We start from the raw sequence: 20,093 nt of genomic DNA, 5'->3' as shown, positions 1-20,093 counted from the left end.
GGGGCTCCCCCTGGGAGGGCGGGCCTTTGGCAGGCTTTGCGACGATCGGGATTTTCGCCGGATTTGCCGACGTCGTCCGGTCAGACGCACGAGCGGCGGGCACGGCAGCGATCAGATCGACCGCACACCGACGAGGACGGCCTTTCCCGGCGCCGGCACGATCGGGCGGACCGCACACCAGCGAGATCAGCCACAGCGACCCACACGATCAGGCGGACCGCATACCGGCGCGAACAGCCACAGCGACCCGCCACGATCAGGCGGACCGCATACCGGCGCGAACAGCCACAGCGGCCCCGCCACAATCAGGCGGACGGCACACCGGCGAGGGCGGCCTTGACGGAACGGGTGACATCGTCCGCGAGGACCTCCGGGGCACCGGCGGCCACCGCGTCCAGGGCGAGCTTGGCGACGACGGCGGGGTCGGTCTTGCTGTCGGCGGGGACAGTGGCGGCCATGTCGGTGTCCATGTAGGCCACGTGCAGGCCGGTCACCGTGATGCCACGCGGGGCCAGCTGCTCGCGGGTCGCGTTGGTGAGCGCCCAGGCGGCCGCCTTGCCCGCGGAGTAGGAACCGTAGGCCGCCGGGTGCAGCCAGGACAGCACCGACAGGACGTTCAGCACCGCTCCCCCGCCGTTCGCCTCGATCAGCGGGGCGAAGGCTCGGGTGGCGGCGAGCGCACCGAAGAAGTTGGTCTCCAGCTCGGCTCGGATCAGGTCGAGGTCCCCGCCGAGCAGGGGCTGGCCGGTGGACACGCCGGCGTTGTTGATCAGCAGGGTGGCGTCGGCGGCGGTCGCGGCGGCCGCGGCAATCGACGCCGGGTCGGTGACGTCGAGGCGCAGCGGGACGGCCCCGGGCAGGTCGACGGACTCCGGGCGGCGGGCCGCGGCGTAGACCTTGGCGCCGCGTTCGAGCAGCTGGGCGGCGAGGTGGCGACCGAAGCCGCGGTTGGCTCCGGTGACGACGGCGATGGCGGTGGTGAGTTCCATGCGGTTTAGATTACGGGCGTCATCTAAGTTGCGCAAGTAATAGATGACACACGTCATCTATAGTGGGGGCATGGGACGGGTATCGCAGGCGCAGGCCAGGGAGAACCGGGAGCGGGTCGTCGCCACCGCGGCGGAGTTGTTCCGGGAGCGGGGCATCGCCGGGGTGAGCGTGGCCGACATCAGCGCGGCCGCGGGGCTCACGCATGGCGGGTTCTACAAGCAGTTCGAGTCCAAGGACGCCCTGGTCGGCGAGGCGATCGCGTATGCCTTCGCCGAGCAGGCCGCCCGGCTCACGGAAGGCCCGGCAGGAAAGGAGCCGGCGGCACGGGAGACGCCGGAGCACGAGGCGCGGAAGCTGGACGAACCGGAGGCGCTGGGACCGGAGGCGCGGCGGGCGCTGCTGGACGCGTACCTCTCCAGGGAACATCGGGATGAGCCCGCCGTGGGCTGCCCGACCGCCGGATTCGCCGGCGATGTCGCACGCGCAGCGGGCGGCGAGGCGGCCCGGCAGGCCTACGCCGCCGGGGTCGAGGCCTACGCCCGGCTGCTCGGCACGACCGGCGAACCGGATCTGGCAGCGGTCAGCACCATGGTCGGCGCACTGCTGCTGGCCCGCGCCACGGCCGGCACGGCGCTCTCCGAGCGGATCCTCGGCGCCGCCCGCGCCGCGCTAGGTGAGCGGGAGGCCCCGCTGGAGTAGGCCGAGGGCCTCGATCAGCCGGTCGAAGTCGGCGATGCCGATGGCGGGCTGCCCGGTCATCCGGCCGGGCGGCAGGATCGCCAGCGCCACCCCGCCGATGGCGCCGCTCATCGCCCGGACCCGGAGATCGTCGGCCGGCAGCCCCGACCGCTCGGCGATCACGTCGCCGATCAGGTCGAGGGCCGCCGCCATCTGGTTCATCGCCCGGGCCCGCAGCTCCGGCACCTCGGCGAAGAGCTTCTGCCGGCGGCGCTCGCTCTCCCACGCCTCGGGGGTCAGGCTGTCGAAGACCTCGCGCATCGCGCGCCGGATCGCCTCGATCGGCGGGACCTCCGGCGGCTGGGCCCGGGCCGCCTCGACCAGCATCGGGTCGTATTCGTCGATCAGGATCACGTCCTCCTTGGCGGGGAAGTACCTGAAGAACGTGCTCGGCGAGACCTCGGCCGCCTCCGCGATCTGGTCCACGGTGGTCGACGCGTACCCCTGCTCCTCGAACAACCGCATCGCGTGCTCGCGAATGGCGATCCGGGTCTTCGCCTTCTTGCGTTCGCGCAGGCTGGGGGTCGCTGTCATACCCCCGATTCTGCCAGGGCGGCCGGCTCGGCAGTCCCGGCCGGGCGGCGGGTGTGCCGGGGCAGGATCAGTACCAGCAGCACCCCGGCGGCGGCGACCGCGCCGGTGGTGACCAGCGCGACGTCCAGGCCGTGGGCGAACGCGTGCCGGACCGTGTCGAGCATCCCCGGGTCGCCGGACTGCTGCGCGACAGCGACCCCGGAGGCGGCACTGTCCCGGGCGGCGCCCGGCAGTCCGGCGGCGTCGACCCGGTCGCGGTACCCGGCGTTGAGCACGGTGCCGAGCACCGCCACTCCGATCGCGCTGCCGACCTGGCGCATCGCCTGGATCAGGCCGTTGCCGACGCCGCTGCGCTCCGGGACGAGCGCGCCGAGGGCGGCGTTCATCGACGGCGGCAGGGTGAAGCCGAGCCCGATGCCGGCCGCCGTGATCCAGGCGGCGACGTAGCCGTAACCGGTGGCCGCGCCGGTACGCGAGCCGGCCAGCAGGGCGGCGGCGATCAGGGCCAGGCCGCCGCCGATGACCAGGCGGGCGCCGAACCGCTCGACCAGCCTGTCGCTGAGCCGCGCGCCGACCAGCAGGCCACCGATCACCGGGAGCAGGCGCAGCCCGGAACCGAACGAGTCCGCGCCGCCGACCGCCTGGAACAGCTGCGGCAGGGCGAACAGCAGGCCGAAGAAGGAGAAGCTGGCCACCGTGGCGAGCACCGCCCCGCCGGTGAAGCCGCGCGAGCGGAACAGGTCGAGGTCGATCAGCGGCGCGGCGGCGCGGCGCTGCCACCAGGCGAGCAGGAGCAGCGCGACCAGGCCACCGGCGACCGGGTACAGCGCGCGCGGGTCGGTCAGGCTGCGCTCGCCCGCCTCGATGATCCCGTAGGTGAGCCCGACCAGCCCGGCCGCGGAGAGCAGCACGCCCGGCAGGTCGAGGCGGCGGTGGCGGTCGCCGTGCGACTCGGGCACCCACGCCATGATCGCCAGCAGGCCGAACACCACGATCGGCAGGTTGATCAGGAAGACCGAGCCCCACCAGAAGTTGTCCAGCAGCCAGCCGCCGAGCAGCGGGCCGAGCGGGATGCCGAGCGCGTTCGCGGTGACCCAGATGCTCAGGGCGCGCGGGCGGTCCTTCTCGTCGAAGACGACGGTGAGCACCGCGCCGATCAGCGCCATGATCACCGCCGAGGAGAGGCCGAGCACGGCCCGAGCGGTGATCAGCTGACCGCTGGTGGTCGCGTAGGCGCACCACGCGGAGGCGGCGCCGAACAGCGCCAGGGCGCCGAGGAGGAAGCGCTTGCGCCCGTACCGGTCGCCGAGCATCCCGGCCGGCAGCAGCACCGCGGCCAGCACCAGCAGGTAGGAGTTGGTGAACCACTGCAGGTCACCGGTGGAGGCGCCGAGGTCGCGGGCCAGAGTCGGCAGCGCGACGCTGAGCACCGTGCCGTCGAGTCCGACGGCCAGGGTGCAGAAGCAGAGTGCGGCGAGCGCGAACCAGCGCGCCTTGGAAGTAGCCATGAAATGACAGTAACTATCAAATCGGAGCTACTTCCAGTTTCCTCAGAGTCCTCTCAGGTTTGGCGTGCCTCCCCCGGAGTCCTCCCGGGCTGTGTGAAGATCTTGGATGGCCATGTGGGGGGTGGGGATTGCCATGAAGAAGGTGCTCGGCTGGGTCCTGCTGTTCCTGCTGATCTTCTGGATCGGCACGAGCCCCGGACCGGCCGCCGACGTGGCGCGCGGCATCTGGGACGGCATCGCCAACATCTTCACGAACATCGGCACGTTCTTCGTCGAGCTCGCCAAGGGCTGACCGCCGACGGCCGAGAACCCTTTCAAAATCTTCATCTACGCAGGTCCGCCGGGGTGCGGACCGCATGCTCCCGCGCGGGCCGGGCACGGCGATCTGGCCGCTGCGCGTCCAAAGCGATCGCCGTGCCCTTCATTGTCCGCGGGTGGTCACCGAAAACCCTGGACCGCCCGAGCGAGCGAGCCGGCTCGCCACCCCCGGGCACCGCTCATCCCGGCCCGGAACCACCGCTCATCCCGGCCCCGGGCGCGCGGAAGTGTCGGACCCGGCTGGTATCTCTGTGCGCATGGAAACCGAGCACGCCGATCCGGCCGTCATCGCCGAGCTGCGGGAGGCCCTGCACGTTGACGACGGCGGCGCCTCCGCGCTGGGCTGGCCCGCGGTGCACGCCTTCGAGGCGGCGCACCGGGTGAGCCTTCCGGAGCCCTACCGCACATTCGTCGCCGAGGTCTCCGACGGGTCGGTCGCCGGCCCGCCGGATTACGGGCTGGTCGCGCTCGCCGAGCTGCCGGCGGACTGGGGTGACGACCGGCCCGCGCGGGTCCTGGCGGAGCCGTTCCCGCTGACCGCCGAGTGGCTGTGGGAGGAGGACGACGATCCCGACTACCAGGCGATCGAGCGGGTCTATAACAACGGCTCGATCGTGCTCGGCACGGACGGCTGCGGGATGTATTGGCATCTCGTGGTCACCGGTCCGCACCGTGGCCAGATCTGGATGATCACCGGGGAGGGCGCGGTCCCGTTCGGTGCGGAGTTCGGCCGCGGCGGCGGTGAGCCGGGTTTCGCCGGTTGGGTTCGGCACTGGGCGGCGGGACAGAGCTGGTTCGGCATGGAGTGCCCCGGGGCCGCCCGGCGGAGCGAGCGATCGTCGCCCTCGGTGAGAGAGGGCTGCCCGGACGCGGGACGGGACGGCGAAGCGCGGCCCCGGAGGGCCGCGCTTGCGTTCGGTGGGCGGGCGGTCAGACCGTGCGGGCCAGCCGGTCCGCGAGGAGCTTGGCGAAGCGGGCCGGGTCGTCCAGGTCGCCGCCCTCGGCGAGCAGGGCGGTGCCGTACAGGAGCTCGGCGGTCTCCGGCAGGGCCGGGTCGTCGGCGCCCCGCTCGTAGGCCGTGCGCAGACCGGCGACCAGCGGGTGGCTCGGGTTCAGCTCCAGGATCCGCTTCACCCGGGGGCCCTCCTGGCCCATCGCCCGGTACATCTTCTCCAGCGCCGGCGTGATGTCGTCCTGGTCGCTGACCAGGCACGCCGCCGAGGTGGTCAGCCGGTGCGACAGGCGTACCTCCTTGACCTGCTCGTCCAGCTTCTCCTTGAGGAAGCCGAGCAGCGGGCCGAAGTCGCCCTCCGGCTCCTTCTCCTCCTCGTCCTTCTTCAGGTCGACCGAGCCGCGCGCGATCGAGCGCAGCTTCTTGCCCTCGTAGTCGGGCACCGCGTCGACCCAGATCTCGTCGACCGGGTCGGTGAGGATCAGCACCTCGTAACCCTGCTCGGCGAACGCCTCCATGTGCGGGGAGTTCACCACCTGCGAACGGGACTCGCCGGTCAGGTAGTAGATCTCCTCCTGGCCCTCCTTCATCCGCTCCACATAGGCGGCCAGCGTGGTCGGCTCGTCCTGCGCGGTGGTGCCGAACGACGCGATCTCCAGGATCGGCTTGTGGTTGTCCGGCTCGCTGAGCAGGCCCTCCTTGACCGCCCGGCCGAACTCGCGCCAGAACGTGGCGTACTTCTCCGGGTTGCTGGTCATCAGGTCCTTGATCGTGGACAGGACCTTCTTGACCAGCCGCCGGCGGATCATCTGGATGTGCCGGTCCTGCTGCAGGATCTCCCGGGAGATGTTCAGCGACAGGTCGGCCGCGTCCACCACGCCCTTGACGAAGCGCAGGTAGTCCGGGATCAGCTCCTTGCTGTCGTCCATGATGAAGACGCGCTTGACGTACAGCTGCAGGCCACGGCGGGCGTCCCGCTGGAACAGGTCGTGCGGGGCGCGCGACGGGATGAAGAGCAGCGCCTCGTACTCGAAGGTGCCCTCCGCCTTCATGTTGATGATCTCGAGCGGGTCGGTCCAGTCGTGGCTGATGTGCTTGTAGAACTCGTGGTACTCCTCGTCGGTGACCTCGCTGCGCGGGCGGGCCCAGAGCGCCTTCTGCGAGTTCAGGGTCTCGTCGCCGAGCCGGATCGGGAACGAGATGAAGTCCGAGTACCGCTTGACGATCTGCTTGATCCGCCACTGGTCGGCGTAGTCGTAGAGCGCGTCCTCCTCGTCCTTCGGCCGCAGGTGCAGGGTGACGGTGGTACCGATCGGCGCGTCCGGCGCGTCGTCGATCGTGTACGTCCCCTCGCCCGCGGACTCCCAGCGGGTGCCGTGCCCCTCGGTGCCGGCCTTGCGGGTCACCAGGGTCACCTTGTCGGCGACCATGAACGTCGAGTAGAAGCCGACGCCGAACTGGCCGATCAGCTCCGCCTCACCCTTCTTCTCGGTCGCCTCCTTGAGCTTGGCCAGCAGGTCGGCCGTGCCGGACTTGGCGATCGTGCCGATCAGCGCCACGACCTCCTCGCGCGTCATGCCGATGCCGTTGTCCCGGACGGTCAGCGTCCGCGCCTCGGTGTCCGCCTCGATCTCGATGTGCAGATCGGAGGTGTCCGCCTCCAGGCCGTCCTGCAGCTTGGCCAGGCGCAGCTTGTCCAGCGCGTCGGACGCGTTCGAGATCAGCTCACGCAGGAAGATGTCCTTGTTCGAATAGATCGAGTGGACCATCAGCTGCAACAGCTGGCGCGCCTCGGCCTGGAACTCCAACGTCTCCATCGTCACCCGTTTCCGTCCTTGTCCGGTGTTTCCCGGCCGATCGTATGACGACCGCCGGACCGTCCGGTGAGCACCACGGCAAAGACCCGTCGAACCACATCACTCTGTCCGTTCGCCGATAGCCAGACATCGACGACTGCGATGGGGTTCTCCCAGATCGACTTTGGGGGGACATACATGCGTGTACATGGTGGGTGGTGGGCCAGGATGGCGGCCACCCTGGTCATGTGTTTGATAGCCGGGATCGCCGTGGCACTGCACCGGCCCGGGCCGGCCGGCCCGCCGGCCACGCCGGATCCGCACGCCGGGCACATCATGCCGCGGGCCGTGCCGGTGGCGGTGACCACACCGCTGCCGCTGCCGCGGACCGGCTGGGTGGTGACGGCGGACAGCGGGCAGTCGACGGCCGCCCGGGTGCTCGACGGGGACAGCGCCACCGCGTGGCTCAGCGGGACCGGCGCCCTGCCGCACCGGCTGACTCTGGACACCGGCAACCGGGTGGCGGTCAGCGGGCTCACCTACCTGCCGCGGCCGGGCATCGCGAACGGGCGGATCGGCCAGTACCGGGTGGAGACCAGCGACGACGGGACGACGTGGGGCGCACCGGTGGCCACCGGCACGTTCGCCGACGACGCGACACTCAAGACCGTCACGTTCGGCACGGTGATCACGCGGTACGTCCGGCTGACAGCGGTGACCGAGGCGGGCGGGCGCAGCACCCGCTCGGCGGCCGCCGAGGTCAACCTGCTCGGCGGCACCGATCCGGCGCTGCCCCGGACCGGGTGGGCCGCGGTGGCCGACAGCGAGGAGACCGCCGCCGAGAGCGGCGCCGCGGCGAACGCCCTGGACGGGAACACCGCCTCCATCTGGCACACCGCCTGGAGTGTGGCGCCGCCCGCCGCGCTGCCGCACACGTTCACCGTGGACATGCGGGTCACCAACCTGGTGTCCGGGCTGAGCTACCTGCCCCGGCAGGACGGCACCCGCAACGGGCTGATCGGCCAGTACCGGATCGAGACCAGCATGGACGGCGCGCTCTGGGCGCCGTCCGCGGCCACCGGCGCGTTCCTGGACAGCAAGGACGCGCAGACGGTGACCTTCGCGCCGGCGCTGGCCCGGTTCGTCCGGCTGACCGCGCTCAGCGAGGCCGGCAACCGCGGCCCGTGGAGCAGCGCCGCCGAGATCAACCTGCTCGGCCGGCCCGACCCGACGCTGGCCCGCACCGGCTGGACGGTGGCCACCGACAGCGAGGAGACCGCCCAGGAGAACGGGCGGGTGGCCAACGTGCTGGACGGCGACCCGGCCACCATCTGGCACAGCGCGTGGAGCAGCACGCCGCCCGCGCCGCTGCCGCACACGGTGACCGTCGACCTGCACGCGTCGACGCTGGTCGGCGGCCTCGCCTACCTGCCGCGCCCGGCCCCGGCGGCCAACGGCCGGATCGGCCGCTACGAGATCGCCACCTCCACCGACGGCAGCACCTGGACCGACCGGCTGACCGGTGGCGCGTTCGCGGACAGCCCGGCCCGCCAGACGGTGATCTTCCCGCCCGCGACGGCCCGGTACGTCCGGCTGACCGCGCTCAGCGAGGCCGGCAACCGCGGCCCGTGGAGCAGCGCCGCCGAGCTGGATCTGCTCGGCCCGAGCGGATCGGTCGTCGCGAAGCGCGGCGTGTGGAGCGCGCCGGTCGGCTTCCCGCTGGTCCCGGTGGCCGCCGCGCAGCTGCCCAACGGCAAGATCCTCACCTGGTCGGCGTTCCGGCCGGACTCGTTCAGCGGCGGCACCGGGCAGACCCTGACCGCCACCTACGACCCGGCGACCGGGGTGGTCACCCAGCGGATGGTCACCGACACCGGGCACGACATGTTCTGCCCCGGCATCGCCACGCTGCCGGACGGCCGGGTCGTGGTGACCGGCGGCAACAACAGCGAGAAGACCAGCATCTACGACCCGGCCACGGACGCCTGGACGGCCGGGCCGGCGATGACCACCCCGCGTGGCTACCAGGCCAGCGCGACGCTGGGCGACGGCCGGGTGTTCACCATCGGCGGTTCGTGGAGCGGTGGCTGGGGCGGCTACAACGGCAGCCCGCACAAGGCCGGTGAGGTGTGGTCGCCGTCGGCCGGGTGGACCGCGCTGCCCGGTGCCGACGCCGCGCCGATGCTGACCGCCGACGCCAATCCGAACGGCGACTACCGCAAGGACAACCACGCGTGGCTGTTCGCCTGGTCCGGCGGCAAGGTGCTGCAGGCCGGGCCGAGCAAGGCGATGAACTGGTACACCACCAGCGGCACCGGCGGGGTGAGCCCGGCCGGGACGCGGGGTGACGACGCCGACGCGATGAACGGCAACGCCGTCATGTTCGACACCGGCAAGATCCTGACGGTGGGCGGGGCGCCGAGTTACGAGAACAACAACGCCACCGCCAACGCGTACGTGGTCAGCATCGACGGGACCTCGGTGACCACCCGCAAGGTCGCACCGATGGCGAACGCCCGCGCCTTCCACAACAGCGTGGTGCTGCCGGACGGCAAGGTGGCGGTCTTCGGCGGGGAGAACTATCCGGTGCCGTTCTCGGACAACACCGCGGTGCTCAGCGCCGAGCTGTTCGACCCGGTGACCGAGTCGTTCAGCACGCTGTCACCGGCGGCGATCCCGCGGACCTACCACAGCGTGGCGCTGCTGATGCCGGACGGCCGGGTCTTCACCGGTGGTGGCGGGCTGTGCGGCGAGGGGTGCGCGACGAACCACTTCGACGCGGAGATCTTCACGCCGCCGTACCTGCTCACCGAGGACGGCAAGCCGGCCGCCCGGCCGTCGATCACCACGGCCCCGGCCACCGCGGCGAACGGTGCCACCATCACGGTCGGCACCGACAAGGCGGTGAAGTCGTTCGCCATCGTCCGGATGGGCACCGCCACCCACAGCGTCGACACCGACCAGCGGCGCCTGTCGCTGGCACCGACGGCGGTCACCGGCGGTTACCGGCTGACCATCCCGGCCGACCCGGGCATCGCCGTGCCGGGTTACTGGATGCTGTTCGCCCTGGACGCCAAGGGCGTCCCGAGCATCGCCAAGACCATCCACATCGGCTGACGCCGGGTCCGGGGTTTCGATCTCCGGAACCACCCGCGGACGGTGAAGGGTGGGCTGATCGTCTTGGCCGCGCAGCGGCCAGATCAGCCCGCCCGCCCCGCGCGGGAGCATGCGATCCGCACCCGGGCGGACCCGCGAAGATGAAGATCTGGAAGTTGCTCCCGCGCGGTAGCCGAACCCGTCAGCAGCCCGGACCGGCCGCCACTCCCTTGACGATGCGATAGCGGGAGATGTCGCCGTCGACATACGGGCGCAGCTGCGTGATCGACGTCGGATCGGTGCCGTTCATCGCGATGAAGCCGACGATGGCGGTGTTCACCGTCCGGCAGGTCGCCTTGTTCGCGACCAGCCGGGCCTGCGCCTCCAACTGAGCCGGGTTCAACGCAGAGTAAGAAGCAGCGGAGATACTCATCGTCACCGCACAGGCCGTTGCCATCTCGATCAAGCGCACGGATGCAGGCTACTGACGATCACAGGGCGTAACACTGGCCCGTTCGGGCGAGATCATCGGTACAGAAAGCAACGCAGCGTACGGGCGTGCCATTCCGGAGGAATGAATGCTCGTGAGCCTTTACGCGACGGCTGCCGCTTTCGTACCTTGATTACTCGGAGCAACGGTCTGATAACGCTGGAGGATCCCATGCGTCGTGCCGCTGTCGTTCTCGCCCTCGTCCTCGCCGGTCTCTGGATCGCCTCCCCGGCGCAGGCGTTCGCCCACAACAACGTCCACAACACCTACCTGCACGCGGTGCTCGACGGCCTCACCCTGCTGGTCGTCTCGGCGCCGGTGTGGACCGCGATGCTGTGGAGCGGCCACCGCAAGTGGCTGCTGGCGGCTCTGATCGCGGTGGTGCAGATCCCGGTCGCGGTGATCGGTTTCGTGCCGATCGTCAACCCGTACCTGCACCTCGCGCTCTTCGTCACGGCGATCACGATGACCGCCGTGTCGCTGCGGATCGTCCGCAACCAGGCCCGCGCCGCGGCCGTGGCCCCGGTCCAGAGCTGAACCCGCTCAGGGCGGAGCCCATCGAGGGCGAGCCCGCTGAGGACTAGGTCGTGTTCGGAGTCCGGCCTAGTTCCGCAGGGCGCGCACCCAGTCCCCGGTGGACGCGCGAACGGCCAGGCCGACCACGGCCTGGCCGTTCGTTATCAGCTCCACCTCCGGGCAGCCGTCGGCCGCCGGGTGCCAGCCGCCCGCGGCGTCCCGGACGGCGTTGTGCCGGCAGTGCTCCTCGTCGACGTAGCCCCAGGCGAGCAGCAACTCCCGGTCGCCCAGCGAGTACCGGCCGACGCTGGCGATCCGGTCGCCCTCGGCGCGGCGGAAGAACTCGGCGCGCAGCCCGGGCACCCGCCGGCCCTCGAAGGCCGCGTCATCCTCGGTCCGATGCGCCACAAATTCCGACATTTCGGGTAATTCCACGAGCCGAGTCAACCACACCCGGCGCTTTGTGCTGGCGCACCCGGTCACATCGATCTCGTCATCCGTTGTGATCCGGTTTTAACCTGACTGTCGGTAAGCGCGCCCACAATGGCCTGGTGGTGACCGAGACGATGATGCCGGTCAACGGCATCCAGGTGTGCCTGGAAACCTTCGGCGAACGCACCGACCCGCCTCTCCTGCTGATCGCCGGGGAGGCCAGCTCGATGGACTGGTGGGACGATGAGTTCTGCCGGCGGCTGGCCGCCGGTGGCCGCTTCGTGATCCGGTACGACCATCGCGACACCGGCCGGTCCACGGCGTTCCCGGCCGGCGCCGCGTACTCGGGTGCCGACCTGATGAACGACGCGCTCGGCCTCCTCGACGCTCTCGGCGTGCCGGCCGCCCACCTGGTCGGCCTCTCCCTGGGCGGCGCACTGGCCCAGCGGATCGCCGTCGAGCATCCGCACCGGGTGCTCACCCTGACGCTCATCGCGACCAGCGCCGGCCTCGGCCCGGACAGCGTCCCGGTGCTGGCCGGCGTGGGCCCGGTAGCGGTGCGCACCCCACCGGCCACCGAGGTACGCGTGCGCCCCGCCACCGGCGAGGTCGACTGGTCGGACCGGCGGGCCGCGGTGGCCGGGCTGGTCGCCGAGATCAAGTCGCGCGGCGGCCCGTTCACCCCCGACGACCCGCAGCTGCGCCGGCTCGCCGAGCGGGTCTTCGACAGGTCCGCCGATCTGGGCGCGGCCCGGCTCAACCACCGCCGGGCCGGTTACGGCGCGCCGGTGCGCGACCGGCTCGCCGCCATCGAGGCGCCCACCCTGATCCTGCACGGCACGCTGGACCAGCGGTTCCCGGCCGAGCACCCGCGCGAGCTGGCCCGGGTGATCCCCGGCGCGCGGCTGGTCTGGCTGGAGGGCGTCGGCCACGAGGTCCCGCCCCGCGCGGTGTGGGGCCGGGTCCTCAGCGAGATCCTCGGGCCGGCCTGAGTCAGGGCCGCCGCATGCCGGCGAGCAGCGTCAGGCCGGCCACCGCCGAACCACCACAGGCCACCAGGTAACCCAGCAGGAGTGCGACCCCGGCCCCGGCTCCCCACCCGGCCAGCACCAGCGTCACCAGCAGCGCGACCCCGGCCGACCCGGCGGTCAGCAGCCACCCGGCCGCCTTCTGCGCCACCGTCCACCGGGGCGACCCGGTGGCGATCAGCATGCCCGCGGCCGGACTCACCCCGGGCATCAGGAACGTGCCGCCGATCAGCAGCGCGACCGCCGCCGCCTCGGAGCCGCCGACCACCGACACCCGGGCCGGCGCCGACCCGGCCGGCGGCGCGGCGATCGGCGCGGGCAGGCGCAGGTGCAGCGGGAGGTACCCGCGCCGGGTGACCTCGGCCAGCTCGTCCGGCGGGCCCAGCCGGGTGAGCACCGGCGTCGGGTCGGCACCCGGCTCGTGCCGCATCGCCAGGTAGTCGGTCACCGTCTTCATCAGCTCGTCGCGGCGGGTGGGCGGCAGGTCCTCGCTCGCCGCCCAGAGCGCGGCCAGGTAGTCGAGCACCAGGGTGTCAGCGTGGGCCAGTGGCGCGGTCGTCATCTCGGTTCCCCCTTCGAGCGTGCGAACGGTGGACCTCAGCATCACCGCGTCACCGCGCGCGCACATCGCACCGGAGACAGAATCCGGGGAGCCCATATCAGACTTTTGGCCTACCCGAAGGCCTACTGTCGAGGTATGCGCCTGGTGTCCCTGCTGCCCTCCGCCACCGAGATCGTGTACGCCCTCGGGCTCGGTGACGACCTGGTCGGTGTCACGTTCGAGTGCGACGAGCCACCGGCCGCGCGCTCGTCGAAGACGGTGGTGGTCGGCGGGCGGGACACCAGCGGGATGACACCTGCCGAGATCGACGACTACGTGCGCACCCAGATGGCGGCCGGCGGCGACCTGTACACGCTGCACGCCGACGCGCTCGCCGGGCTGGCGCCGGACCTGATCCTCACCCAGGACCTGTGCCGGGTGTGCGCGCTGCCGTCCGGGCACGTCGGCGAGGCGCTGGACCATCTGGGCTGCAAGGCCGAGGTGCTCAGCCTGGATCCGTACTCGCTGGCCGACGTGCTGGCCAGCTTCGTCGAGGTGAGTGCGGCGACCGGGGTACCGGACCGCGGCCGGGAGCTGGTCGCCGCCTTGGAGAGCCGGCTGGCCGCGGTGGCGGCGGCGGTCGCCGGCCGGCCGCGGCCGCGGGTGGCGATCGTGGAGTGGGTGGATCCGCCGTTCACCGGTGGGCACTGGGTGCCGGATCTGATCACCGCGGCCGGCGGCGAGGCGGTGGCCGCGCGACCCGGCAAGCGGTCGGTCCGGGTCTCCTGGGCGGAGCTGGCCGCCGCCCGGCCGGAGATCGTGCTGGTCACGCCGTGCGGCTATCACCTGGACGGCGCGGTGCGGCAGGCCGAGGCGCTGCCGGACTTCCCGGACGCCCAGGTGTGGGCGATCGACGGGGACGGCCTGGTCGTCCGGCCGGGTCCGCGCCTGATCGACGGCGTCGAGGCGATCGCGGCGATCCTGCATCCGGACGTCGTTCCGGCCGCCAGGCCGGGCACCGTCGCCCGGGTCCGGTGACTGTCGCTCAGCGGGCCAGGGCGGGGTGCCGGGGTGCCGACCAGCGGGACTGGGCGGCGACGCGGATCCGCTGGGCGCGCTGGAGCCAGACGACGTCGCGACCGAACGACCAGGTCAGCGACGCGAGCGCGACGGCCAGCACGGCGACGGCGGCCCAGGCCGGCAGCAGGCCGGTGGCGACCACCGCCAGCAGGACGCCCTGCTGGGCGGCGACGACCTTGCGGGAGAAACGCGGCGGCAGGGCGGCGTTCAGCCACTGCCACACCCACGAGGCGGCGACGAAGGCGTACCGGAACGCGCCGATGGCCAGGGCCCACCAGCCGTACTGCACGGCCGCGTAGACGCTGAGCACCAGGATCAGGAACGCGTCCACCTCCATGTCGAACCGCGCGCCGAACGCCGAGCTGGTCCCGGTCCGGCGGGCCACCTGCCCGTCCACCCCGTCCATGGCGAGCGCCACGGCGGCCAGCGTGACCAGCAGCCAGACCGGCACCTGGTGGCCCAGCACCGCGCTGGTCACCAGCGCGGTCACCCCGCCGGCCAGGATCGCCCGGCCGTAGGTGACCAGGTTGGCCCAGCCGAGGAAGGTCATCCCGGCGCGCTGCAGGGCGGCGCCGAGCACGCCGCAGAGGACCACACCGTACGCGATCCCGGCGATCCCCCCGCCCAGCGTCAGTCCCGCTGTCCCGGCCAGCACGGCGAGCAGCACCAACTGCGCCGCGAACCCGGCGAAGGGCGCCCGGGACGGGGTGGTCGTGGTGGCGGTACTGATGGTCACCGTGCCTCCTGGACATAGGGTCTAACCGCTGTCCTCCACTCACACGCTTGTCGAGGACTTTCGGTTCAGAGGAGTTGGTTCGTGTTCGACGCGAGGGCCTTTTGGTTGGCTTCCCCCGGTAAGGGGGAGATACGCACCGGATCGGTGCCGGATCCCCTTCCCGGTGAGGTGATGGTGCGCACTCTGCACTCCGGAGTGAGCCGTGGCACCGAGACGCTGGTCTTCCAGGGCCGGGTTCCGGAGAACCAGTGGGCCACCATGCGGGCACCGTTCCAGGCAGGGGATTTCCCGGCCCCGGTGAAGTACGGCTACCTGAACGTCGGCGTGGTCGAGGCCGGCCCCGCCGAGCTGCGGGACCGGACGGTCTTCAGCCTGTACCCGCACCAGACCCGATATGTCGTCCCGGCCGAGTCGGTCACCGTCGTCCCCGACGGCGTCCCGGCCGCCCGGGCCGTGCTCGCCGGCACGGTGGAGACCGCGGTGAACGCCGTCTGGGACGCGAACCCGCAGCTCGGCGACCGGATCACCGTGGTCGGCGGCGGCATGGTGGGCTCCTCGGTCGCCGCCATCCTGGCCGGTTACCCGGCCGCCGACGTGCAGCTCGTGGACGCCGACCCGGCCCGCGCGGCGGTCGCCGAGGCGCTCGGGGTGGCCTTCGCCGTACCGGAACGGGCGGCGGGCGAGCGCGACCTGGTGATCCACGCCAGCGCCAACCCGGCCGGGCTGGCCACCTCGCTGAACCTGCTCCGGACCGAGGGCACCGTCGTCGAACTCAGCTGGTACGGCGACCGGACGGTCCCGCTCCAGCTCGGCGAGAACTTCCACTCCCGCCGGCTCACCATCCGCAGCAGCCAGGTCGGCGGCATCGCCCCGGCCCGCGACCGCTCCTACGCCGAGCGCCTGCGGCTCGCCCTCGACCTGCTGCGCGACGACCGCTTCGACGCCCTGATCACCGGCCGCTCCGCCTTCGACGAGTTGCCCGAGGTCATGCCGGCGCTGGCCGACGGCAGCCGGCCCGGGCTGTGCCACGTGATCGACTACCCCGGAGTGAATTGATCTTCCGGGTACGGGTACCCGTTAGTGCAGTAGAGATCCGCCAATCGAGGAGTGAGCCCTTGTTCAGCGTCACCGTCCGCGACCACATCATGATCGCGCACAGCTTCTCCGGCGAGGTCTTCGGACCCGCGCAGCGGCTGCACGGCGCCACCTTCGTGGTCGACGCCACGTTCCGCCGCCCGGAGCTGGACGAGGACAACATCGTCGTCGACATCGGCAAGGCAAGCGAACAGCTGCACACCATCTGCTCCGGCCTGAGTTACCGCAACCTGGACGACGACCCGGAGTTCTCCGGCGTCAACACCTCCACCGAGTTCCTGGCCAAGGTGATCGCCGACCGGCTCGCCGTGCGGATCGCGGCCGGCGAGTTCGGCCCGGGCGCGACCGGCCTGACCGGCCTCCAGGTCACCCTGCACGAGTCGCACATCGCCTGGGCCAGCTACGAGCGAACCCTGCGGTGAGACCTCCGCTCCACGTGGTGCTGCCGGCCGGCGTCGACGACCCGGCAGCACCGAGCGGCGGCAACCGTTACGACCGCGAGGTCCTCAACCGCCTGCCGGCCGCCTTCGCGGAGATCACCGGCGCCGGGCCCCGCCCGATCGCGGAGAGCACCGTCCCGGGCGCCTGGCCGAGCCCCGCCCCGGCCGACCGCGACCACCTCGCCCGGGTGCTCGCCGGCTGTCCGGACGGCGCGACGGTGCTGCTCGACGGCCTGGTGGCCGGCGGGGTGCCGGAGGTGCTGGAACCGCACGCCGCCCGCCTGCGCCTGGTGATCCTGGTCCACCTGCCGCTCAGCGACGAGACCGGCCTCTCCCCCGAGCGGGCCGCCGGCCTGCGCGCCATGGAACGCCGTGCCGTGCACCTGGCGGCCGGCGTGATCGCCACCAGTTCGCAGGCGGCGGCACACGTGGCGGCGATGCACGACCGCACCGGGGTGCACGTGGCCGCGCCCGGTGTCGACCTCGCCGAACCGGCCGAGCCCAGCCCGGCCGGCCACCGCCTGCTCTGCGTCGCCTCGCTGACCCACCGCAAGGGCCAGGACCTGCTGATCCAGGCGCTGGCACAGCTGGGCGACCTCGCCTGGGAATGCACCTTCGTCGGCGCCGGCACCATCCCCGATCACCCTGAGGACGGACGAATCCGGTTCGCCGGACCGCTGGCGGGTGCCGAACTGGAAGCCGCCTACGCCGGCGCCGACCTCTTCGTGCTGCCCTCCCGCGCCGAGACCTACGGCATGGTGATCACCGAAGCCCTCGCCCACGGCCTCCCGGTCGTCGCGACGGCGGTCGGCGGCGTCCCGGAGGCGCTCGGCGAGGTGCGCGACGAGATGCACGGTGAAGCCGGCAGCGCCGTCGGCGAGGCAGACTGGTCGCACGGCGAGACCCGATCCGGCGGACCGCGCGCGGCCGCCGGCCGGGAGCGACCCGCCGTACCGGGAAGTCTCGTGCCGCCGGACGACCCGGACCGCCTCGCGGCCGTCCTGCGGACCTGGCTCACCGATCCTGACCTGCGCGCGCGCTGGCGAGCCCGGGCGAGAGCCCGCCGCGCGACCCTCACCGGCTGGGACGACACCGCCCGCCGGCTGGCCGTCATCCTGGACGACATCGAGAAAGGCACCACATGACCGGAGAATTCAGCCCCGACTGGCTAGCGCTGCGCGAGCCCGCCGACGCCGACGCCCGCTCCCTCGACCTGCTCGGCCTGCTGCCGCGACCGGTCAAGGTGATCCGGGACCTGGGCTGCGGCACCGGCTCGCTGGGCCGCTGGCTGGCGCCGAGGCTGCCGGTCCCGCAGTTCTGGATCCTCACCGACCGCGACCACGACCTCCTGGAGATCGCCGCCGACCGGATGCCCGAGGGCGTCAACGTGGCGATCGACGAGCGGGACGTCACCGCGCTCACCCGCGACGACCTGACCGGCGCCGACCTGGTCACCTGCTCGGCGCTGCTGGACCTGCTGACCGCCGCGCAGATCGACCGGCTGGTCGAGGTGTGCGCCCAGGCCCGGACGAACGCGCTGTTCACCCTATCGGTCACCGGCGACGTGCGGTTCACCCCGGAGGATCCCCGGGACGCCGCGGTGCGCGACGCGTTCAACGCCCACCAGCGGCGGGACTCGCTGCTCGGGCCGGACGCCGGGGACTACGCGGCGGCGGCGTTCGAGAAGGCCGGGGCCCGGGTGACCATCCGGGAGAGCCCGTGGCGGCTCGGCCCGCAGTGTCCGGAACTGACCGCCGAGTGGCTGCGCGGCTGGGTCGGCGCCGCCGCCGAGCAGCGCCCTGACCAGGGGTTCGAGGCGTTCCTGGCGGACCGGTCGGCGGCCCTGCCGCACGTCACGGTCGGGCACAAGGATGTTTTAGCGATCTTCGAGTGAACCAAGGCCCGGCGGTCGGGCGTACTAGTCCCTGAGGATCGACGAGGGGACGAAACAAAGTGAGCCGATCGTTCTGGGCTTGGGTCCGCCTGCTCGGCGGCGCCGGGATCATCGCGCTGGTGCTCTGGCGACTGGGCACCGGCGCCTTCCTGGCCGGGCTGCGGGTGCTGGACACCGGCACGCTCGCGCTGGCCTTCGGGATCGGCGTGCTGACCACGGTGCTCAGCGCGTGGCGGTGGTGCCTGGTGGCCCGCGGGCTCGGCCTGCGCCTGTCCCTGAAGGACGCGACCGCCGACTACTACCAGGCGCTCTTCCTGAACGCGGCGCTGCCCGGCGGGGTGCTCGGCGACGTCGGCCGGGCCGTCTCGCACGGGCGCGAGGAGGGCGACGTGGGGCGCGGGGTGCGCGCGGTGGTGCTGGAGCGTACCGCCGGGCAGGTCGTGCTGCTGGTCGTCGGCGGGGCGGTGCTGGTGACCGTACCGTCGCCGGTGTTGACCTTGATCGGGGAGCACGGGCCGGTGGTCGCGGTGACCGCCGCGAGTGTCGCGGTCCTCGCGCTGGCCCTGATCGCGGTGACGAAGCGGATGCGGCGCGGCGGTTCGAAGCTGTCCGGCGGCGTGCGCACCGGTGCCGCCGAGATCCGCTCCGGGCTGCTGGCCCGGCGCAACTGGCCGGGCGTGCTGTTCGCCTCGGCCGTGGTGCTCGCCGGGCACCTGGCGACGTTCCTGGTCGCGGCCCGGGTGGCCGGCAACGGCGCGTCGCTGCTCAAGCTCGCCCCGATGCTGCTGCTGGCGCTGCTGGCGATGGGCATCCCGCTGAACGTCGGCGGCTGGGGACCCCGCGAGGGCGTGCTGGCCTGGGCGTTCGGCGCGGCCGGGCTGAGCGCCGAGCAGGGTGTGACGATCGCCGTCGCCTACGGGATCTGCGCCTTCGTGGCGGCGGCGCCGGGCGCGATAGTGGTCGCCGTCCGGGCCGCCGGCAGGCTGCGCCGGCCCGCCCCCACACCGCCGGCCGCGGCGACGCCCGCGACGTCCGCCCCGGTCCGGCCGGTTGCCGCGGCGTCCGCGCCGATCCCGGTCCGGGTCATTCTTCCGGTACGGACTCCGGCGCCCGCCTCGCGCCGCCGCCTCCACCGGTCCTCGACGCGCGAACGGGTCGCGGTTTGACCCGGGAGTCCTCAGGCTTCGAAGCGGTCGGAGAGCCCGTAGCGGAGCAGCACGACGTCGCCGATCTGGCGCACCTCGGCCAGCCGCGCGCGGTTCTGCGGCCCGGCCGGGAAGGCGCCGTCGTGCACGAAGCGCGGCGCCCGCGAGTCACCGACGAAGAACGGCGCCACCACCAGCTGCAACTCGTCGGCCAGGTCGCGAGTGAGGAACTGGGTGTGCATGGTGCCGCCGCCCTCCACCATCAGCCGGCGCACCCCGCGCGCGGCCAGGTCGGCGCTGACCAGGTGCACGTCGACCGGGTCACCGCCGTCCACCACGGTGGCCACCGCGCCGAGCCGCTCACGAGCCTGCCCCAGCGCCGGTGTGGCGCAGTACACGAGTTTCTCCGCGTCGCCGGCGCCGAAGAACGACGCCGCCGGGTCCAGGTCGCAGCGGCTGGTCACGGTTACCTTGACCGGGTTCTCCGGCAGGCCGCGGGCCACCCGGGCGGCCCGGCGGGCGGCCGAGCGGACCAGCAGGCGCGGATTGTCCTGGCGGATCGTGGCCGCGCCGACCAGGATGGCGTCGCAGCCGGCGCGCACCTCGTCGACCCGGTCGAAATCAGCATCGTTCGACAGGAGCAGCCGCTCCCCGGTGGTGTCGTCGAGATATCCGTCGATCGACATCCCACAACTCAACAAGGTGTAAGGACGCTCAGCCATCGTGGCGTCCACGATAATCCGCGGTGTGCGGCGACCGGTCTT

20 protein-coding genes and 1 pseudogene are annotated in these 20,093 nt (G+C 72.4%); 12 read left to right on the top strand and 9 right to left on the bottom strand.

The annotated features are described in order from the left end of the window. Nucleotides 1–305: 305 nt before the first annotated feature. On the bottom strand, nt 306–989 hold the full coding sequence (locus tag Actob_RS13120) for an SDR family oxidoreductase (protein ID WP_284920435.1): 684 nt from the start codon (nt 987–989) through the stop codon (nt 306–308). A gap of 70 nt (nt 990–1,059) precedes the next feature. On the opposite strand from Actob_RS13120, the gene Actob_RS13115 reads away from it, so the two are divergent. Next, nucleotides 1,060–1,689, top strand: coding sequence for a TetR/AcrR family transcriptional regulator (locus tag Actob_RS13115; RefSeq protein ID WP_284920434.1), 630 nt, complete (start codon nt 1,060–1,062; stop codon nt 1,687–1,689). On the opposite strand, the gene Actob_RS13110 is transcribed toward Actob_RS13115, so the two are convergent. Both Actob_RS13110 and Actob_RS13105 read right to left on the bottom strand, forming a co-directional pair. Further along, nucleotides 1,660–2,262, bottom strand: coding sequence for an acyl-CoA-like ligand-binding transcription factor (locus Actob_RS13110; protein ID WP_284920433.1), 603 nt, complete (start codon nt 2,260–2,262; stop codon nt 1,660–1,662). The genes Actob_RS13115 and Actob_RS13110 overlap by 30 nt on opposite strands. After that, on the bottom strand, nt 2,259–3,770 hold the full coding sequence (locus tag Actob_RS13105) for an MFS transporter (protein ID WP_284920432.1): 1,512 nt from the start codon (nt 3,768–3,770) through the stop codon (nt 2,259–2,261). Before Actob_RS13105 ends, Actob_RS13110 begins: the two co-directional genes overlap by 4 nt. Nucleotides 3,771–3,903: 133 nt before the next feature. On the opposite strand from Actob_RS13105, the gene Actob_RS13100 reads away from it, so the two are divergent. Both Actob_RS13100 and Actob_RS43990 read left to right on the top strand, forming a co-directional pair. After that, nucleotides 3,904–4,062 (top strand): hypothetical protein, encoded by a 159-nt coding sequence (locus Actob_RS13100; RefSeq protein WP_284920431.1) that lies wholly within the window; start codon nt 3,904–3,906, stop codon nt 4,060–4,062. 64 nt (nt 4,063–4,126) lie between these two features. Beyond that, nucleotides 4,127–4,729: pseudogene (locus tag Actob_RS43990) on the top strand (hypothetical protein); the annotation flags it as partial. 289 nt (nt 4,730–5,018) lie between these two features. Here Actob_RS43990 and htpG read toward each other — a convergent pair. Continuing rightward, nucleotides 5,019–6,863, bottom strand: a complete 1,845-nt coding sequence (gene htpG, locus Actob_RS13095; protein ID WP_284920430.1) for a molecular chaperone HtpG — start codon at nt 6,861–6,863, stop codon at nt 5,019–5,021. 201 nt (nt 6,864–7,064) lie between these two features. Between htpG and Actob_RS13090 the strand changes: the two genes are divergently transcribed. Continuing rightward, a complete protein-coding gene (locus Actob_RS13090; protein ID WP_284920429.1) occupies nt 7,065–9,953 on the top strand; it encodes a discoidin domain-containing protein in 2,889 nt (962 codons plus the stop codon). Between the two features lie 181 nt (nt 9,954–10,134). Here the strand turns inward: Actob_RS13090 and Actob_RS13085 are convergent, their stop codons facing one another. Further along, entirely contained in the window at nt 10,135–10,404 is a 270-nt protein-coding gene (locus Actob_RS13085; protein ID WP_284920428.1) for a hypothetical protein, read from the bottom strand. A gap of 189 nt (nt 10,405–10,593) precedes the next feature. On the opposite strand from Actob_RS13085, the gene Actob_RS13080 reads away from it, so the two are divergent. Further along, complete coding sequence (locus Actob_RS13080) at nt 10,594–10,959, top strand: hypothetical protein (RefSeq protein ID WP_284920427.1); 366 nt, start codon at nt 10,594–10,596, stop codon at nt 10,957–10,959. A 66-nt stretch (nt 10,960–11,025) separates the two neighbouring features. On the opposite strand, the gene Actob_RS13075 is transcribed toward Actob_RS13080, so the two are convergent. Further along, nucleotides 11,026–11,358, bottom strand: a complete 333-nt coding sequence (locus Actob_RS13075) for a hypothetical protein (RefSeq protein WP_284920426.1) — start codon at nt 11,356–11,358, stop codon at nt 11,026–11,028. 131 nt (nt 11,359–11,489) lie between these two features. Here Actob_RS13075 and Actob_RS13070 point away from each other — a divergent pair, with 131 nt between their 5' ends. Continuing rightward, nucleotides 11,490–12,362 carry an alpha/beta fold hydrolase gene (locus Actob_RS13070; protein ID WP_284920425.1) on the top strand — a complete coding sequence of 291 codons (873 nt, stop codon included), beginning with the start codon at nt 11,490–11,492 and terminating at the stop codon, nt 12,360–12,362. Between the two features lies 1 nt (nt 12,363). Here Actob_RS13070 and Actob_RS13065 read toward each other — a convergent pair whose 3' ends face one another. Further along, on the bottom strand, nt 12,364–12,960 hold the full coding sequence (locus Actob_RS13065; RefSeq protein ID WP_284920423.1) for an HAAS signaling domain-containing protein: 597 nt from the start codon (nt 12,958–12,960) through the stop codon (nt 12,364–12,366). 135 nt (nt 12,961–13,095) lie between these two features. On the opposite strand from Actob_RS13065, the gene Actob_RS13060 reads away from it, so the two are divergent. Further along, complete coding sequence (locus tag Actob_RS13060) at nt 13,096–13,977, top strand: ABC transporter substrate-binding protein (RefSeq protein WP_284920422.1); 882 nt, start codon at nt 13,096–13,098, stop codon at nt 13,975–13,977. Nucleotides 13,978–13,984: 7 nt separating this feature from the next. Here the strand turns inward: Actob_RS13060 and Actob_RS13055 are convergent, their stop codons facing one another. Continuing rightward, entirely contained in the window at nt 13,985–14,755 is a 771-nt protein-coding gene (locus Actob_RS13055) for a CDP-alcohol phosphatidyltransferase family protein (protein WP_284920421.1), read from the bottom strand. 171 nt (nt 14,756–14,926) lie between these two features. Here Actob_RS13055 and Actob_RS13050 point away from each other — a divergent pair, with 171 nt between their 5' ends. From Actob_RS13050 to Actob_RS13030, 5 genes are read left to right on the top strand one after another with little or no spacing between them, the layout of a single operon-like run. Further along, nucleotides 14,927–15,811 (top strand): zinc-dependent alcohol dehydrogenase, encoded by an 885-nt coding sequence (locus Actob_RS13050; protein WP_284920420.1) that lies wholly within the window; start codon nt 14,927–14,929, stop codon nt 15,809–15,811. Between the two features lie 59 nt (nt 15,812–15,870). Beyond that, complete coding sequence (locus Actob_RS13045; protein WP_284920419.1) at nt 15,871–16,272, top strand: 6-pyruvoyl trahydropterin synthase family protein; 402 nt, start codon at nt 15,871–15,873, stop codon at nt 16,270–16,272. Continuing rightward, nucleotides 16,269–17,435 carry a glycosyltransferase family 4 protein gene (locus tag Actob_RS13040; RefSeq protein WP_284920418.1) on the top strand — a complete coding sequence of 389 codons (1,167 nt, stop codon included), beginning with the start codon at nt 16,269–16,271 and terminating at the stop codon, nt 17,433–17,435. The genes Actob_RS13045 and Actob_RS13040 overlap by 4 nt, the downstream gene beginning before the upstream one ends. Next, entirely contained in the window at nt 17,432–18,184 is a 753-nt protein-coding gene (locus Actob_RS13035; protein ID WP_284920417.1) for a class I SAM-dependent methyltransferase, read from the top strand. The genes Actob_RS13040 and Actob_RS13035 overlap by 4 nt, the downstream gene beginning before the upstream one ends. Before the next feature lie 59 nt (nt 18,185–18,243). Further along, nucleotides 18,244–19,350, top strand: coding sequence for a lysylphosphatidylglycerol synthase transmembrane domain-containing protein (locus Actob_RS13030; protein WP_284920416.1), 1,107 nt, complete (start codon nt 18,244–18,246; stop codon nt 19,348–19,350). A gap of 11 nt (nt 19,351–19,361) precedes the next feature. Here the strand turns inward: Actob_RS13030 and Actob_RS13025 are convergent, their stop codons facing one another. Further along, nucleotides 19,362–20,051: a RibD family protein gene (locus Actob_RS13025; protein WP_284920415.1), complete on the bottom strand. Its 690-nt coding sequence runs from the start codon at nt 20,049–20,051 to the stop codon at nt 19,362–19,364. Between the last annotated feature and the right edge of the window lie 42 nt (nt 20,052–20,093).

It is taken from the genome of Actinoplanes oblitus (genome assembly GCF_030252345.1).
Classification (GTDB): domain Bacteria; phylum Actinomycetota; class Actinomycetes; order Mycobacteriales; family Micromonosporaceae; genus Actinoplanes; species Actinoplanes oblitus.
Note: the sequence above shows the minus strand (reverse complement) of the source record. Positions and strands in the feature narration are given on the sequence as shown.